This is a genomic window from Acinetobacter sp. CIP 64.2 (genome assembly GCF_000369645.1).
Classification (GTDB): Bacteria; Pseudomonadota; Gammaproteobacteria; order Pseudomonadales; family Moraxellaceae; genus Acinetobacter.
Genome location: NZ_KB850122.1, coordinates 200,786 through 217,198 on the forward strand (window position 1 = coordinate 200,786; position 16,413 = coordinate 217,198).

Here is a 16,413-nt window from a genome sequence, read left to right on the forward strand (position 1 = left end):
GACTATTCCGATGAAAAAACCAAACTATACCCCCGAAATTAGAGAAAGAGCGGTTCAATTACTAATTGAATCTGAAAAAGATTATCCATCGAATTGGGCAGCAGTTTCCGCAATTGCTCCTAAAATTGGCTGTACTCCTGAAACACTTCGTGTTTGGTATCAAAAATACTTAGATCAACAAAATCCCGCCAAAGTACAACAGGTATCTGACCAAGAAAAAATGAAGCAAATGGAACGTGAAATTAAAGAATTAAAACGTGCCAATGAAATTCTACGTAAAGCAGCCGCTTTTTTCGCCCAGGCGGAGCTCGACCGCCCACACAAATAATGGTGGATTTTATCCATAACAATAAAGCGTGATATGGTGTTGAAGCGATTTGTAGAATTTTACCGATTGCAGCTTCAACCTATTATCGAACTTTAGATCTCACTGATAATCCAGAACATCGAGCGAAACGTGCTCTACATGATTAGCATCATGCTGAACAAATTAAACGAATTTGGAAAGAAAGTTCAGGTCGATATGGTGTACGTAAAGTTTGGCAAAAATTGAAACGTGAGGGTTATGTTATTGCACGTTGTACAGTTGCTCGATTGATGCAAAAGCTAGGTATACAAGGTGTTTGGCGTGGTAAGAATAAACAAACCACCCGTAGCCGAGATGATCAAAAACGAGCAGATGATTTAGTGAAACGGAATTTTAGTGCTGATCGACCTGACCAATTATGGGTCAGTGACTTTACGTATATTCAAACACATTCAGGCTGGGTCTATACCGCCTTTATTATTGATGTGTTCTCACGAGCAATTGTTGGATGGAAAGTATCTACACGGATGAATACAGATATGGTGCTCGATGCATTGGAGCAAGCATTGCACGATCGAGGCATGCCAAAGAATGTGATTCATCATTCCGATAGAGGTGTTCAATATCTTTCTATTCGCTATACCAATCGTTTAGATGCTGCAAATTTACGAGCATCAGTCGGTACGACAGGTGATTCATACGATAATGCTCTGGCTGAAACGGTGAATGGCTTATACAAAACAGAGGTGATTGAATATTTAAAAGCAGATTGGCAAGGTTTAGCAGATGTACAACTTGCGACACTAAACTGGGTAGATTGGTTCAATAAAAAGCGTGTACACAGTGCACTGGGTTATGTATCGCCTTTTGAGTTTGAAGCAATGTACTATGATAAGATTAACCCGTTAGGTCAGGTGGCCTAACTTAAATAAAAAAGTCTCCGACAAACCCGGTACGGTTCAGTTTGTCCGTTGATTTTCTTCCCAACGATTCGGACACCAATTGAAACTTTAGCAACAGATATTAACTATCCAAGTGAACACTATTCATATCCGAATTTTGACTACATCATGACCGAAGCTTATGACTGGATTTTGGAAGCCCGTTTAGGTTTGGCACATCAGGCAGTTTCCGAGATTCCGACATTGGATTTGCGCTATCCCGTGGATAAAGTGGCTTATTTAGCAGGATTTGTTCCTGATTCATCGATTGCACATCTTTATGGATTTGATAAGACAAAAGCTTATCGAACTCCAATTTGGCAGCGTGTGTTTGGGGATATGCAAAATAATAATGCTTTGGGCTTGATGAAACAATTTATTTGGGCCTATCCGCAAGTGATGCAGGATTCTGTAACAATTGATACGCTTCAGGCACCGAATGGTTTCTTTGTCGAGAATACCCTGTATACACCAATTAATGATGATACGCCGTATCCACCTGAGATTTACTTGTAATTCTCTGTAGCGAAAAGGCTTTGTAATTCAAAGCCTTTTTAGTGTTTATTAGAACCTTAAAGCGAGAGTTTCATAGCATCGGACATATGTAGATAAAGCTAAGTCTTAATTACAAATGTTAAGAAAAAGAAAGTAATGTAAAATAAATCTTCATTAATAAATAGAAAAATTGAGATACACTGCCTTGATCTGCTTTAAAAATTCAAATGATTTTTATGAAAACCAAAATTCTACTCCTCGGCTTAGTCTCAATCTTATTTGTGGGGTGTAATAAACAGCCAGAAGTCAAGAACGAGCAAGCACAAGAAAGCTTTGAAGTTATAGACAATAAGATTTCAGAGTATATGGACATTTTGGATAATCCAGATACGCCTAAAGAGGAAAAAACGAAGGTACTGTGTAAAGACTATCCGAAATTATATGAGTCAAAGTATGTTCCAGCATTGTTAAAGCTTGCGCCGAAAGACTATACCAGAGAGAAGTTAATGGCTGATCTTAAAGTCTCGACAGAATACTATGCCGAGAAGTTAGATATCATGTGTAAGTGATTTGTGATGGAGGAGGCGTGCTTCTCCATCTATTTTCAAAAATAATCAACAAGGTCTAAGACCGCTTAAATCATGAAAAAGTTGGGAATATTAAACTGTGCGCCAAAATCTGTCGTTTAGTTGACTTGATTGACTTGAAAAACAGGAAATAGAACCTATTATAATTTTTTTCTTATTCTGATATCACAGGCGGAATACGGTGAACGAAGACATTTTGTTACCAGCATCACGAGCGACTGCAATTTCCAATGCAAATGTTAAAAAGTTAACAGTAGATAAAATTCTCTCAAAAATTTCCAGTACGATTAAATTAAGAGCCAGTGATGGTGATCGAGATGCCTTACAGCAATTTTCAAAACATGAAGTCAGTAGCGAAGACGCAGATATTGTTGTGAATGAATTAAAAACAGCTGGTTATCGGGTATTTCTTAACCCTAATTTTACCAATACCAATATCCAGTTCCAGCTCGAATGGGACTGAGCTAAAGATCATATAAAAAAGCCCCGAATTTGACTGGGGCTTTTTATATTGTATTTTGAACTGTTTCTTGTTGTATTGAGCAATGCTTGGAGTTCTTTGTGAGCTTACTTCATCACTTATAAAGAAAACATATTCCTAAAATGTTGAATAAAAATGCCTATAATGTAAAAAAAACATCATAGAGCAAAAAAATGAGTTTAAGAAGGTGGTTACTGATCCTGCTAGGATTAACATTCACTTTGATCAGCTATGTATATTGGGATTACAAGCAAACAGGTGGTTATAGCAAGAATAGTGACGCTTATTATGGGTATTCCTTTCCAATCGACAATCAATTAAAAAATGCTGTTGATTGTGAATTGGTGAATACAGAACATCCAGATCAACCACCAGTCTCACAGGCGTGGATGGAAGGGTGCAAGAAATATTTTGAAATTAATCATTAAACTTTCTATTGAAATTAATGGACGCTGCTTGATGAAAGTAAAAGCAGACGTACAGCGTCTAGTTTCACTACTTTATAAAAATAACTTTCTAAACGACTACCTGATTTGATTGAAGATTTTATTTAAGTTTTCTGTTAGTTTATGTATAAAAATAAAAGTGATTTGAATATGAAACATTTAAATTTAATTGCAGTTATTTTGTTCAGCGTAATTGCACTTCCTTTCAGTACCACATTATCAGCGAATATTTATATACCGATTTCTCTTTTTAAAAAGGCCGATAAGTCTAGATTTGTTAAAGCTCAAGCCCTGAAGACGGACGAATTTGATGTTTCAACAATACAGCTATTAGAGGAGGGCTTTGTGCCGATTAAGTCACAAAAGTTTAATGGTAGGGATAGTACTAAGGGCTATGACTATATTGTTCATGAATTAGAAAAACGAGCAGACTCACTTGGAGCACAGATTGTACTGTTTAGTAATACCCAATCAACAGAATCAATTGGATATTATAGTTTTTTAACGCCAGCTCCTCGGGGACCTCAGAATCAGACAGACAATAATGGATTTGGTAGTGTAAATACATCTAATAATGTGAGTAGTTCTTTAAGTCAATCAGCGCCCATTTACCAACCGCAGAAAGAATATACGGTGAGTTATTTTTATAGATTTGAGTCAATTACAGGGATTTATCCTATAGATTTATCGGATCTAGATAAATCTAGAACGGGTAATTTAGAAGGGGTTAAGGTTAAGGTCATATCGAAGAAATCACCTGCTTTTGGCGAAATCTTGGCAGATGATATTATTTTAAAAATTAATGATATCGTTGTAAGAGATGTGAGTAACTTTGTAGATATCTCAAACTATTTAAATAAAGGTACGATTAAGTTCGAGATTTTGCGCAAAGGCCAGAAAATGGTAAAAGAAATCTCGATTACATGATGTGCTTGGTAAACTGCTGATTGCTGTGTTTGCAGACTGATAAAAAAGGCCTTTAATCAGGCCTTTTTTATCAGCTAAATTATTTGCTCACAATTGCTTGCCCTGAGAGCATTTGCAAGTCATGACCAGAAGGCGCTTGATAAATTCTGAGACCAAACTCAGGGATAATTGCAATTAAGTGATCAAAAATATCAGATTGAATTGCTTCATAAGACGCCCATGCAATGGTATTGGTAAAGGCATAGATTTCTAAAGGTAAGCCTTCACTGGTGGGCTGCATTTGACGAACCAGAATGGTTTGGTTTTGAGCAATGCCTTGATGTTGACGTAAGTAGAATTCAACATAAGCCCGGAACGTGCCCAAATTGGTTAAACGACGCTGGTTGTATTGAGACTGGTTGCTAAGGTGATTGTTGAACTCTGCAATCTCCGATTTTTTTGCATCGAGATATTGGTCTAAGAGCAAAAAGTCTTTCAGCTTTTGTTGCTCTTGGTCACTCATAAAGTGAACACTACTTTGATCTAGAAAGAGTGAACGTTTGATACGGCGGCAACCTGAGCTGCTCATCCCACGCCAGTTTCTAAAGGTATCAGTTACGAGCTTGTTGGTTGGGATTGTTGTAAAGGTCTTATCAAAGTTTTGTACAGTCACTGTATGTAATGACATATCAATGACATCGCCATCTGCATTCAAGGATGGCATTTCGATCCAGTCACCAATACGTACCATGTCATAAGAAGCAATTTGTACGCTGGCAACCAATGAAAGAATGGTATTTTGGAAGACCAACATCAACACAGCAGCCATGGCACCAAAACCTGCCAGTAGGGTAAACACATCTTTTTTCAAGAAGGTTCCCAAAATCATCAGGCCGCAAACCACAAACAAAATAAGCTTAACGAGCTGTAAATAGCCCTTAATCGGCTTATTCTTAGATTTTGGATTGCGTTGATAAATTAAGTTAAAGATATTCAATGCTTCACTAACAGTAAGTGCAAGTGTCAGGAAAATGAAGGCCTGTGCGCCCATTTGTACAAAGCTAATGAATTTCTCTGGTAGATGCGGAATCGTCGTAATGCCATTCATGATGACAATCGCAGGAACGATATTTGCAAAACGTTGAGTGACGCTATGCTGTGCGAAAATCGATTGATTTGGAGATTTAAATTTTGTAATTAAATGGCGAATACCACGGACGATAATTCTTTTCGCGATAAAGTTCGCAAGTGCAGCAAACAAAATCAAAATGATCAATGCAATCGCTGTTTCTAGCCATGGGTAATGGCTCAACTCACTACGCAAATACTTTAAATAATCCAAACCCAAAACACCTTATAAATTCTTTGAGCAGGAATTGTAAGGTGTAATGAGGTTTTATATTAACTTGATCACAGTTTATATACGATTTGTAAAGGCGTTTTTACATAACGGTTTGAAGCTTTACCACATCAAATCATCAGGAATGACATAAGCTGCATATGGATCTTCTTCATCTGTGGTTTGATCATTATGCTCAGTATTGTTATTCACCAAGATAAAACCCTGCATTTTTTGATCAATTTTGTCTGCAAGAGCTTTAGGTAGATAGGCGTAGCTATCCTGATCTTTGGCGATAACAAGAGAGCCTGCGACCAGTGCATTATAAACCTGTTGCGAAAGGTAAACTTTTTTGATTTTGCCTTCATCAATAAATTGGTAGGTTACATCACCTTCTGTTTCCTTGATCTTGTGATGTTTGATCATTTGAATGATCGAAGCTTTTAAAGCTTTCTCTTCCAAAATATTCTGTTTTTCTAAATTCAGGGCTTGGTCTTTTGCCAACTTTTCTTGCTTGGCGCGGTCAATTTCTGCTTTTAGGACAGCGTCATCATTTTGGCCAAGGCGCTGCTCATGTTGTGCTTGCTTGGTTAATTTTTTTGCTTTTTTATTGTCAACCAAACCCGCTTTTAACAGTTGAGCTTGCAATGCATTTTTAACCATAATTCAATCCAAATTTGAGTTTGATGAAGAACGAAAATAGAAAAACCAGTAGGCTAGACTCATGGCTAAGCTTAATCCAGCTGGAATGAGAAAGGTCTGTAAGTTTAAATAAGGATAAAGCACACTCGCAATAAGTCCACCGCATAAAAAACCGATAAAGATCAATAAATGCAGAAAAATACGCCGTTTTTCTACGTTCAAGCCGCGTGCTTTATAACCCAGTGCTAAACCAATATCAGTAAGGACACCAGATAAGTGCGTTGTACGAATAATTGCACCTCTATAGTGGCTCACCATTGCATTTTGCACTCCCATGGCGGCACAGGCCCATAAGAGACCATAGCGAGGGAAATAGGGCAGTAATAACCAAGTAAGAAACAGAAAGATTGCAACTAAGCTAAGCGGCAGGCCATAACGTCGTCCAAATGCAACATTACCGTTGCCGAGTATCAGACCACTATAAAAAGAACCGATGACAAAACAAAGGATGACAAGACTGAGATAAATAAAATGCTCAGGTTGCCAGTCAAGTAAACTCATTGCAAGCATACTGACATTGCCTGTCATATGTGAAACGGATTGGTGTAGGACGGTAAATAAGCCTAAAACGTTTACCATCCCTGCATTCAGTGCAAGTAAGAAAGCACCAAGTTGAATCCAGTTGGGTAAACGTTGAAGTGGCATATCAACCTATGATCTTGGATGGTCTCTGAAGTCAACTGCTGCGGTAAACAAGACATCCGTTGATGAGTTTAAGGCAGTTTCTGTTGAGTCTTGCAGTACGCTGATAATCATACCAATGGCAACAATCTGCATGGCAATCTCAGATGATATACCAAACAGGCTACAAGCGACAGGGATCAACAATAAAGATCCACCGGCCACACCCGATGCGCCGCATGCTGAAACAGCAGCTACAACTGATAAGATGATCATGGTACTTAAATCAACTGGGATACCAAGCGTATGTACAGCAGCGAGAGTCAGTACGGTAATGGTAACGGCTGCACCGGCCATATTAATCGTCGCACCGAGCGGGATAGAAACACTAGCCGTTGCTTCATTAACCCCCAAACGTTGCGCCAAGTCCAGATTTACCGGAATGTTGGCTGCTGAACTGCGAGTAAAGAAGGCCGTGATGCCGCTTTCTTTTAAGCAAGTGAAGACCAAGGGATAAGGATTCGCTTTCATGGTGATCCCCACTAAAATGGGATTAATTACCAATGCAACGAATAACATTGTTCCGATCAGTACTGCCAATAGATGTGCATAGCTGGTGAGTGTTGCTAAACCTGCACTGGCAAAGGTAACTGCAACTAGACCAAAAATACCAATTGGGGCAAAACCAATAACGGTATGAATAATCTTGTTTACAGCGTCGGCGACATCAGTCATTACCTGCTTGGTTGTATCAGAGCTATGACGTAAAGCTAAACCAAGACCAATTGCCCAAGCTAAAATACCGATAAAGTTCGCTTCACTAATTGCCTGTACAGGGTTTGCAATAAAACTTAAAAGAAGATTCTTTAAAATTTCTGCAAGACTACCTGGTGGCTGAAGTCCACTTTCTGCAGGTAAATGCAAAAACAGCTGGCTAGGAAACATAATGCTCGCTGCTACTGCACTAAATGCGGCAAGTAACATACCAATCAGGTAAAGGAAAAGCACAGGTTTAATCTTTGAGCTTTGACCAATTTGAAAGTTTGCAATTGAAGATAGAACTAAAACAAAGACTAGAATTGGTGCAACAGACTTTAATGCTTTAATGAATAATTCACCCAATAGACTTAAATAGGGTGTAAAGTTAGGAAAGAGCAGAGCGACGCCAATCCCTAGAAAAATAGCGATAATAATTTTGCTTACTAAGCTCAAGCGAGACAGTACATTAAACATATAAAGGCCTTATAAACCTATGCACGGTTTAAGGTTAAACAAGCGCGGTATTCTATACCTAAGAACCGTGAATAATAAAATTTTTTTTGCAATTCAATTACTTTAAAAATCCCGAAAAAATTAACACAATGTTTTTAAAAAAAAATTATGAAAACATGATACATCCTTTTGTATAAAAATAACCCAATAAAAGTCGATCATTCTACAAGCATTTCAGGGGAAAGTGTTTGTATTGCTTGATAATGTGATAAAAATATCTGTCCTGTAAGATCATTTTTAAGTCTTGATTTAGACAGTCGATCCATAACAGGACTTTTCACTTCAGATAAATGCATCTGAATATTCAATTGATCCAACTCGCGATTAAGATCTTCTAACATTTCTAATGCGCTGAGATCAATATTGCTAATACTTGAGCAGTTAATGACAACATGCTGTAAGAGAGGGTTTTGACTTACTTCGGTAATTACATAACCTTTTAACACGTGGGCATTCAAAAAACTGAGATTTTCATCAACACGAAAAGAAACAATCGCTTTTGTTGTAATTACATTGTAATTTGATATGTTTCTAAAGTGCTGAGTTCCCTCGATTAAACCAATTACTGCGATATGTGGACGACTGATTCGCCAAAGCAGCAGTACAAAGGTTAAAACGACTCCAATGATGAGTCCAGTTGAAATATCCAAGCACGTTACACCGAAGAAGGTAACCCACATTGCAATTCCATCTGCCTTTGAATATTTCCAGGTTTCAATAAAAGGAGTGAGACGAATCAATTTCCAGATTGAAACAAAAATTGTTGCTGCTAAAACAGCGAGCGGAAGATTTTCGAAGAAACTGGTAAAGTAGAGACTTACTGCAATCATTAATAATGAAGAAATTATCCCAGACATGGGGGTTTTTGCGCCAGCATCTGCATTGACAACCGTACGTGATAAGCTGCCAGAAACTGCAAAGCCTGAATTAATACCTGCGGCGATATTGGCAAAACCAAGGGCGATAAGTTCTTGGTTGCTATCTAAATCATCACGTTTTTGTAACGCTGTTGCTTGCGCAATTGCCAGTGATTCAACAAAGCTAATCATGGCGATCATGAAAGCGCTAGGTAACAGCTGTAGCACTAATTGAGTATTCCATGTAGGAAAATGGAAATTGGGTAAACCCGCTGGAATAAGACCAACAGTCTGAATGTTATACTGCGCATTTCCCATAAAGGTAATGACAGCAATCGAGACCAGAACGATGACTAAGGGCAATATTTTGTTCAGAAAATCTGATGCAATTAATTTCGGAAAAATAAAGAGTAACAGAACTGAAAGAAGCCCAAAGCTGACACCCATCAATGTAATTTGATCAATATTCTGAGAAAGGCTAACGATAAACTCAGGAATATTGCCTGCTTGTAAGGGGATGTTGAGCAAAAATTTAAGCTGCCCTAAAGCAATCAATAAGGCAGAAGCAATGATAAAACTCTGAATAACGGGATGACTAATCAGTTGAATCAGGAAACCGAAACGCAATAGACCTAAAACCAGAGAGATAACTCCGACTAATAAGGCCAGTAGATAAGCGGCTTCGATATAGGCGGTTGATCCTGCGCTAAATAGCGGATCAAGTGCAGCAAAAACCATCATCGAAATAATGGCGACAGGACCTATTGAGAGTGTTGTGCTGCTGCCTGTAAAAGCATAAACAATCATTGGCAATATACTGGCATATATTCCCATGGCAGGTGGTAATCCTGCCAGCATTGCATAAGCCATACCTTGAGGAACCAGCATGGCCAAAACGATAGCAGCTGCAATTAGATCAGACTTAAAACTTGAAAACCGATAAGAACTTAGCCATTTTCGCGCAGGAAATAATTTAGATAAGCCAAGGTTGAACAATTTCATGCACAATATTCTAAATCATAAATTAATATATATTATGCATAAAAAATGCTAAGTGCGGTATGTTTCTATTTAACTGACAAGTTATTGGTGGGGGCAGTAATGTTCATACAAGGTGTTCAATACAATTTTCAGTTTTGGATCAAGAATTGAGTAGAAAATTTGTTTGCCATCACGCCGAGTAGAAACAATATGACTTTTTCTTAACATCATTAATTGTTGCGAAAGGGTCGGTTGAAATATCTGGGTTAATTCTTCGATCTGTGAAACATTTAGTTCTTGTTTGGCTAAATGACACAAAATAATTAAGCGATCAGTATTAGCTAGAGATTTTAGTACAGTTACAATTGTACCAGCAGACTCTCTCATTGCTTCTATCTCGAAATCCTTTTGCATGCATATACTCACTTGGTTACAGCCGTGGCTAGTATAAAGTCAGTGATAGGAAAAATTGTAGTAAAACTGAATAATTGCAATGGTTTTTAATGAAAAAGCATATAAGTAAAAGTGATAAATGTGCTTCCATGTGTCAATTATTTAGTTTTTTGTACTGTATATTGTGATTTATTTCGCATTTTCACTTTTTGGGTGGATTTCTATCTATTGGGAAATAAAAATACAGGAAATAGCTCAAAGTTTTTTAAAAAAACTAAACAATAAAATTAAGTGATTAATATAATTAATGAATATAAAAAAGTTTAAAAAAAGATTGTACTTTAGGTAAAACTATATATAATGAGAAGCAAGACAGAACGATCTGTCTGCATAAGAAGGATCGGAAGTACGAAAGTGCAACCGCCAGAGGGTAATAATTTTTATTATTCTTTTTACACTCAGACGCAAGCGTGAGACACAATAATAATTATAAATCACGCTTTATTTTTTTCAATTATTTCTATCATCTATCTTTGCGATATATAAAAATATCCCTTCATTTTAAAGGGATATTCTAGATCTATACCAGTGCTTTTTCGAAATTAATCAGGTGCTCGACACGTTTCCAATATTCATCCATTTGAACAGAGTGTCTGTTCACATGCGCTTGAATGGTCATACCATCTAAAATACTAACTATCAATGTTGCGAGATGGGTTGGATGACGAATGTCCAGATTCTTGAGTAAATTTTCGATTAAGGCTGTTAACCAAATTTTGTACTGGGTTGCAGGTTGCAAGGTAGAAGGATAAATCTTGATGACTTCTTCAAGTGCTTTCTGAAACATACAGCCATTAAAGTCTTCGCTATTAAACCAGGCTGCGTACCATCCAAAGATTGCTTTAAGTTGGCTAAGGTAATCATCTTGATCACATTCTGCCAAAGTTGCATTTAAAGACGTTTGGAGATTGATGTTACGTTGCACAAGACATTCTTCAATTAACTTTTCCTTTGAGGGGAAGTATTTGTAGAAAGTCATTTTTGCAACGCCTGATTCGCTAATGATTCGATCTACGCCGATCGAGTTATAGCTATGCGAATTAAAAAGTCTTAATGCAGTGGTAATAATATCTTCTTTTTTTGACATACAACGCCTCGAGTTCGCCCATCGCCAAGAGCATCATGTTGCATTTCATCATGCAATTTTGGCAGGCATTTTACATGGTATTTTAAAAATATCATAGGGAAAAATAACATTATTTATTTAAATGATTCTTTAGTCCGCATTTTCAAGTGACACGGCTGAAAATAATATGATTTCACTATAGAAAATAACTATTAGAGGAATCTTAAAATACGATAAACGATTAGTCTAATTTGTATGTGGTTAATTTGAGATTATTCATATAATTGTTTTCAAAGGAAAACAGATTTTGATACTTATTTTGAATGAATAGCTGAAGTTATATTGAATGTACTTTTCTTTGTAAACTTATGTATGTTTGAATGATTGGAAATTTACTCCTGTATTTATTTTGAATATGTTTACTATATAAAAAGTCAGTTAGTTATAGTTAAAATAAATAACTGACTTTAATCATATAATTTCTGTTTTGCGATTTATTTCTTATGTGTAGGTAAACTAGCTATAAGTTTAGCGAAGTTTTGGTAGAGTGTTGATTGTTGGGTAGGTGTATAGACGGAATGTTTAATATTGCCTTTATCTGTTTCAATTGAAAGTTCGACATTTTGTGCTTTTTTAAGCTCTAACAGGAATGTACTTGGAAGAATAAAACGATTTGATGAGCGTCGCGGAATGAGTCTGTTGATGTTCTTTTGTTGTGTAGGGCCAACAGGCTGATATGTAAACGCTTTACCATCAATGAAGAAGGTAATTCCTTTGATGTCATAGTAATCATAGCTGCTGTTAAGCACCGTCTCTACGCTTAACTGTTGTTTGTGTTGCTTGTCCCATTCAACAAAAACATTCGGGCAGAGTTCATTTGTTTTGCAGTTTAATGAACCTGCTGTGGCTAAATGACCTGTTGATGTTGTAGAAGTGTCAGGTAAGGTCGAACAACCGTTCATAACAATACAAAGGCTCAATAAACTTAAAGTTTTTTTCATCTTTTAACTCTCTAGAATGTATTCAATATTTCGGTGTCAATGATGTAACTGTGGACCAAGAAATTCAAATGGTTTTGAGACTTTAAATTGATCGGTTGCATCGCCAGCAAAAGTATTCTGTTGATCTTTGCCAAGATCAAGTTTACGTGTTAAACCATCTTTAAAGTTAATTTTCTTTAAATCTACCCAAAATACATTTGGCGAAACAGCGGATTCAAAGAAATAAAGTTGCTGCTTATGATCCGCAACTGTTCTCCAGCGTGTAGAGGAAATATTAGGTTCTTCTGCCGTATTTAAACCATAGGGAACAGATGCATTACGGATCACACTAAAGACTGAAGCTAAAGCATCTTTAGGGTTGTCATTTTTCGGAATTGCATTGATATAAAATGACGCGCGCGCAAATCGATCCGCAGCACGATTAGTGCCTGGTAGCATCACGGTTCCACCAATTTGTTGCCAGTAAGTATTTAGTGCAAGTTGTTGATCAAAGGTTGGGGAGTTAGTCATGACTTGGTATTTTTTGTTATGATGAATTACCTGTTTACCGCCTATATATTCAATAATTGCACTATCACCAGTTTTATCAGAAATAGATAAATGTAATGTTGCTAAACGCTGTTCACCAGGAACACTATCGGTAATCAGATCAAATGGTTCTTTTTCCAATGCATTTACTGCTTCGGAAACCGTTGCATAGTTATCGAGTACATATTGTGCCCAAGCAGAAATGCTGAGTTGCGGTTTATTGGATTTTTTGGTGTCTGGATATTGTGACTCGACCAGCCATAATACGTTTGCAACAAGTCCCGCTTCATTCATGCCATCGGTGGTTGAGATATCATAACCTGTTGCGATAACACTGCCATATTTGGCTTTCCATTTTAGTGATTTTGGCCCAGCATTACTGTCTCTCATCACGCCACTTGGAAAAATCCATAAATTGGTCTCGACATCAACTTTCCAGTCCATTGAACGCGCTGTAATGATGTGGTTGTTATTGCCTAAATAAACGGCACGAGTACAGGCATGACTGGTTTGTAAGATCAGTGATGAGCTAAGAATGGAAAGACACAATATTTTTTTAAACACAAGTCGGACTCCTTGCTGTTATATAAAAGTGATTTATATCGAATGTTTTTATAATGACTTCGCTTTAGTCTATTAAATTTTTTTTCTTATTCAAGCATTAAAATGTAATCATTAAAAAAAGTATGGGTTTATTTTTTGTTCGCATTATCGTGAAACGATGCCAAGGCTGAAAATGAAACGGCCTTGGCATCATTGAAATAGCTTAGAGCCTTAGTTTGGTGGCAAGAGCATCACAACTGCGCTATTGAGCAGTAGGGTGATATCTTCTAAAATCTCTGCTGCATGAAAACGTTGATCAAGCATCAAGCTTTCGCCATCTGCTATTTGCTTAAGGTAAGGGGCGAATGTTTCAGAAATGCAAATGGTATCGCCATTTGCCCAAAACTCTAAAGATTCACCTTGTTTTCTATAAAGTAATCGAGAAGCTGGCTCTAGAATGATTTGATAATCCGCGCCAATCACCTCGGCAACATCATTCACATTAACTTCTTCTGGTTCTGGAATGTTGTTGGGGTAGCTTGCTTCGCTCATATACGCCATGATTGCCGCATCGAACTCAGGCGCTTGCGTGAGATAATCCAGTAACTGAGTTTTTAAATATGAAAACTCGGTACTGTTAATTTCCCCAAGATTTGCAGTTTGCTGGCGCGCAATATCAGCCAATGGATTTTTGAGAGAAGTATTTTCCGCAAATTTGTCACTGACCTGATCAATCATTTCTGAAAGATTTGGCATGCGGAAACCGAAAGAGAAAGTTAAGCAATCATCTTCTGCAACGCCGTAATGTGCCAGGCCTGGGGGGACATATAGAAGGTCACCAGGGGCAAGTACTTCATCAAACTGTATATCCAGTTCAGCTAACAGTTTTAAGGGTTGATCTGGTAAAAATTGAGTCGATTCATCACACATTTGACCTAATTGCCAACGACGGTGACCGTGTCCTTGTACCAGAAACACATCATAAAAATCGAAGTGTTTACCGACAGAACCGCCTTGAGGTGCATAAGACACCATGATGTCATCGCGACGCCATTGAGGAATAAAGGGAAATTTCTTCCAAAGTTCAGCGATATCGAAAGAGTAGTGATCCACTGCCTGAACTAAAAGTGTCCAGAGATTAGGCAGTTTTTGGAAGTCGCCTTTGGTTAAAGGCGATGATTTAACATGCCATTCATTTGGATTTTTATTTTTTTGACGAATTAAGCGGGCGGTGACATCTTCTTCAAGTGCCAGCTCTTGAACATCTTCTGGTTCTAATAAACCGATAATTTCAGGCATTGCATTACGAACCAGCAAGGGTTTTTTCTGCCAGTATTCCGTAAAAAATTGTTCTGCGGTAATGCCGCCGAGTACCGCTAAAGATTGAGACATGGGAAATGAAACCAACAACATTTAAATTGGCGCATATTGTCCCTTGAGTTGAATATTGACGCAAGTCCTGTGTGAATGTGATGAAATCCGCATGAAAAGTCATAGAATGTACTTAATCTTGATCAATTAGCAGCGGATTCGTTCACAGTCTTTCAAAAAAACAGTATGCTTAACATGCAAAAAGGAGCATACATGTATCAAGTACTGGCAAGAAAATACCGTCCACGTAATTTCAATGAGTTAGTGGGGCAAAACCATGTTTCTCGTGCTTTAACCAGCGCATTGGAACGTGGGCGTTTGCATCATGCCTACTTGTTTACAGGAACGCGTGGTGTCGGAAAAACCACGATTGCCCGTATTTTGGCCAAGTGTTTAAACTGTGAGACTGGGGTTACTTCGACGCCATGTGAAGTCTGTACAACCTGTAAAGCAGTAAATGAAGGCCGTTTTATTGACTTGATCGAGATCGATGCAGCATCGCGAACCAAAGTTGAAGATACCCGCGAGTTACTTGACAATGTGCCTTATGCACCGACGCAAGGCCGTTTCAAAGTTTATCTGATCGATGAAGTGCATATGCTTTCAACGCATTCTTTTAATGCGTTATTGAAAACATTGGAAGAGCCGCCCGAACACGTCAAATTCCTATTTGCAACAACAGATCCTCAAAAACTTCCAATTACCGTGATCTCGCGCTGTTTGCAATTTACCTTGCGTCCTTTGGCTGTCGATGAAATTACTGAACATTTAGCTGCAATTTTAAATAAAGAACAGATTGAGGCCGATCAAGATGCCATTTGGCAAATTGCTGAATCTGCACAAGGTTCATTGCGTGATGCGTTATCGTTAACTGACCAGGCGATTGCTTATGGTCAAGGTGCTGTCCATCATCAAGATGTCAAAGACATGTTGGGTTTAATTGACCGAACCATTATTTATGACCTGATTTTAGCGATTCATCAAAATCAGCAGGCTCGAGTCAGTCAGTTATTGCTACAGTTTAGACAGCAAGCTTTAGATGTGTCTTTGGTTCTGGATCAACTGGTTTCGACTTTACATGAATTGGCTTTATTGCAGTATTTACCTGATCTTGCACTGAAATATAGTGAGGAAATTAATCAGAAAATTATACAGCTTTCCAAGCTGATTTCGGCTCAGGATTTACAGCTTTATTATCAAATTGCCTGCAAAGGGCGTGCTGAGTTGCAGCTTGCGGTGACACAAGAGCAAGGCTTTGAAATGACAGTCTTGCGGTTACTCGCATTTAGACCAATGAGCATGCATGAGGTAACGCTCAGCGCAACACCTGTCACACAGATTGCAGCAGCTGTTGTCGCTGAACCAGTACAGAATTTAAATCAAGACAATCAGCTTGCAGTTCAGGCAGAAGTGGGTCATGTTGAACCTGAACCTGAACCTGAACCTGAACCTGAACCTGAACCTGAACCTGAACCTGAACCTGAACCTGAACCTGAACCTGAACCTGAACCTGAAC

Annotated in this window: 15 protein-coding genes, 2 pseudogenes and 1 other annotated feature; of the genes and pseudogenes, 7 read left to right on the plus strand and 10 right to left on the minus strand. The window is 38.0% G+C overall.

Features of this window, described 5'->3' with window-relative positions:
* Positions 1–10 precede the first annotated feature (10 nt).
* The 6 genes and pseudogenes from F895_RS19480 to F895_RS10085 all read left to right on the plus strand — a co-directional run bounded on the left by F895_RS19480 (position 11) and on the right by F895_RS10085 (position 4,184).
* A pseudogene (locus F895_RS19480) lies at positions 11–1,230 on the plus strand (IS3 family transposase).
* Positions 286–402 (plus strand) — a sequence feature (AL1L pseudoknot). Its footprint overlaps the pseudogene before it by 117 nt.
* Positions 1,231–1,269: 39 nt before the next feature.
* Positions 1,270–1,764 (plus strand): annotated as a pseudogene (locus tag F895_RS0118910) (phage capsid protein); the annotation flags it as partial.
* A gap of 215 nt (positions 1,765–1,979) precedes the next feature.
* Positions 1,980–2,312 carry a hypothetical protein gene (locus F895_RS10100; protein WP_032865340.1) on the plus strand — a complete coding sequence of 111 codons (333 nt, stop codon included), beginning with the start codon at positions 1,980–1,982 and terminating at the stop codon, positions 2,310–2,312.
* A gap of 199 nt (positions 2,313–2,511) precedes the next feature.
* Positions 2,512–2,793 carry a hypothetical protein gene (locus F895_RS10095; RefSeq protein ID WP_005241127.1) on the plus strand — a complete coding sequence of 94 codons (282 nt, stop codon included), beginning with the start codon at positions 2,512–2,514 and terminating at the stop codon, positions 2,791–2,793.
* Between the two features lie 191 nt (positions 2,794–2,984).
* The gene (locus tag F895_RS10090) at positions 2,985–3,239 is read left to right on the plus strand and encodes a hypothetical protein (RefSeq protein ID WP_005241130.1); all 255 of its coding nucleotides are present in this window, start codon (positions 2,985–2,987) and stop codon (positions 3,237–3,239) included.
* A 168-nt stretch (positions 3,240–3,407) separates the two neighbouring features.
* On the plus strand, positions 3,408–4,184 hold the full coding sequence (locus tag F895_RS10085) for a PDZ domain-containing protein (RefSeq protein WP_032865341.1): 777 nt from the start codon (positions 3,408–3,410) through the stop codon (positions 4,182–4,184).
* 79 nt (positions 4,185–4,263) lie between these two features.
* Here the strand turns inward: F895_RS10085 and F895_RS10080 are convergent, their stop codons facing one another.
* From F895_RS10080 to F895_RS10035, 10 genes are all read right to left on the minus strand, one after another.
* A complete protein-coding gene (locus tag F895_RS10080) occupies positions 4,264–5,505 on the minus strand; it encodes a mechanosensitive ion channel family protein (protein WP_005241133.1) in 1,242 nt (413 codons plus the stop codon).
* A gap of 120 nt (positions 5,506–5,625) precedes the next feature.
* Positions 5,626–6,165 carry a DUF2058 domain-containing protein gene (locus tag F895_RS10075; RefSeq protein WP_005241136.1) on the minus strand — a complete coding sequence of 180 codons (540 nt, stop codon included), beginning with the start codon at positions 6,163–6,165 and terminating at the stop codon, positions 5,626–5,628.
* Between the two features lie 3 nt (positions 6,166–6,168).
* Positions 6,169–6,849 (minus strand): YoaK family protein, encoded by a 681-nt coding sequence (locus F895_RS10070; protein ID WP_005241137.1) that lies wholly within the window; start codon positions 6,847–6,849, stop codon positions 6,169–6,171.
* A 6-nt stretch (positions 6,850–6,855) separates the two neighbouring features.
* A complete protein-coding gene (gene sstT / locus F895_RS10065) occupies positions 6,856–8,058 on the minus strand; it encodes a serine/threonine transporter SstT (protein WP_005241138.1) in 1,203 nt (400 codons plus the stop codon).
* A gap of 197 nt (positions 8,059–8,255) precedes the next feature.
* Positions 8,256–9,956: a SulP family inorganic anion transporter gene (locus tag F895_RS10060; protein WP_005241139.1), complete on the minus strand. Its 1,701-nt coding sequence runs from the start codon at positions 9,954–9,956 to the stop codon at positions 8,256–8,258.
* A gap of 81 nt (positions 9,957–10,037) precedes the next feature.
* The gene (locus F895_RS10055; RefSeq protein ID WP_005241140.1) at positions 10,038–10,349 is read right to left on the minus strand and encodes an ArsR/SmtB family transcription factor; all 312 of its coding nucleotides are present in this window, start codon (positions 10,347–10,349) and stop codon (positions 10,038–10,040) included.
* Positions 10,350–10,908: 559 nt separating this feature from the next.
* Complete coding sequence (locus F895_RS10050; protein WP_005241141.1) at positions 10,909–11,475, minus strand: TetR/AcrR family transcriptional regulator; 567 nt, start codon at positions 11,473–11,475, stop codon at positions 10,909–10,911.
* Between the two features lie 473 nt (positions 11,476–11,948).
* Complete coding sequence (locus tag F895_RS10045) at positions 11,949–12,455, minus strand: hypothetical protein (protein ID WP_005241142.1); 507 nt, start codon at positions 12,453–12,455, stop codon at positions 11,949–11,951.
* Positions 12,456–12,491: 36 nt separating this feature from the next.
* Positions 12,492–13,535, minus strand: a complete 1,044-nt coding sequence (locus F895_RS10040; protein ID WP_375707951.1) for a linear amide C-N hydrolase — start codon at positions 13,533–13,535, stop codon at positions 12,492–12,494.
* A gap of 222 nt (positions 13,536–13,757) precedes the next feature.
* A complete protein-coding gene (locus F895_RS10035; protein ID WP_005241146.1) occupies positions 13,758–14,918 on the minus strand; it encodes a cupin domain-containing protein in 1,161 nt (386 codons plus the stop codon).
* 192 nt (positions 14,919–15,110) lie between these two features.
* Here F895_RS10035 and dnaX point away from each other — a divergent pair.
* Positions 15,111–16,413, plus strand: a 1,303-nt coding sequence (gene dnaX / locus F895_RS10030; protein ID WP_005241149.1) for a DNA polymerase III subunit gamma/tau, incomplete at its 3' end; no start/stop codon positions are given.

Excerpts from the sequence above, each read along its gene's own strand:
- F895_RS10100 (WP_032865340.1), top strand. The coding sequence starts at position 1,980 with ATGAAAACCAAAATTCTACTCCTCGGCTTAGTCTCAATCTTATTTGTG.
- F895_RS10090 (WP_005241130.1), top strand. The coding sequence starts at position 2,985 with ATGAGTTTAAGAAGGTGGTTACTGATCCTGCTAGGATTAACATTCACT.
- F895_RS10085 (WP_032865341.1), top strand. The coding sequence starts at position 3,408 with ATGAAACATTTAAATTTAATTGCAGTTATTTTGTTCAGCGTAATTGCA.
- F895_RS10075 (WP_005241136.1), bottom strand. The coding sequence starts at position 6,165 with ATGGTTAAAAATGCATTGCAAGCTCAACTGTTAAAAGCGGGTTTGGTT.
- F895_RS10070 (WP_005241137.1), bottom strand. The coding sequence starts at position 6,849 with ATGCCACTTCAACGTTTACCCAACTGGATTCAACTTGGTGCTTTCTTA.
- sstT (WP_005241138.1), bottom strand. The coding sequence starts at position 8,058 with ATGTTTAATGTACTGTCTCGCTTGAGCTTAGTAAGCAAAATTATTATC.
- F895_RS10060 (WP_005241139.1), bottom strand. The coding sequence starts at position 9,956 with ATGAAATTGTTCAACCTTGGCTTATCTAAATTATTTCCTGCGCGAAAA.
- F895_RS10055 (WP_005241140.1), bottom strand. The coding sequence starts at position 10,349 with ATGCAAAAGGATTTCGAGATAGAAGCAATGAGAGAGTCTGCTGGTACA.
- F895_RS10050 (WP_005241141.1), bottom strand. The coding sequence starts at position 11,475 with ATGTCAAAAAAAGAAGATATTATTACCACTGCATTAAGACTTTTTAAT.
- F895_RS10045 (WP_005241142.1), bottom strand. The coding sequence starts at position 12,455 with ATGAAAAAAACTTTAAGTTTATTGAGCCTTTGTATTGTTATGAACGGT.
- F895_RS10035 (WP_005241146.1), bottom strand. The coding sequence starts at position 14,918 with ATGTCTCAATCTTTAGCGGTACTCGGCGGCATTACCGCAGAACAATTT.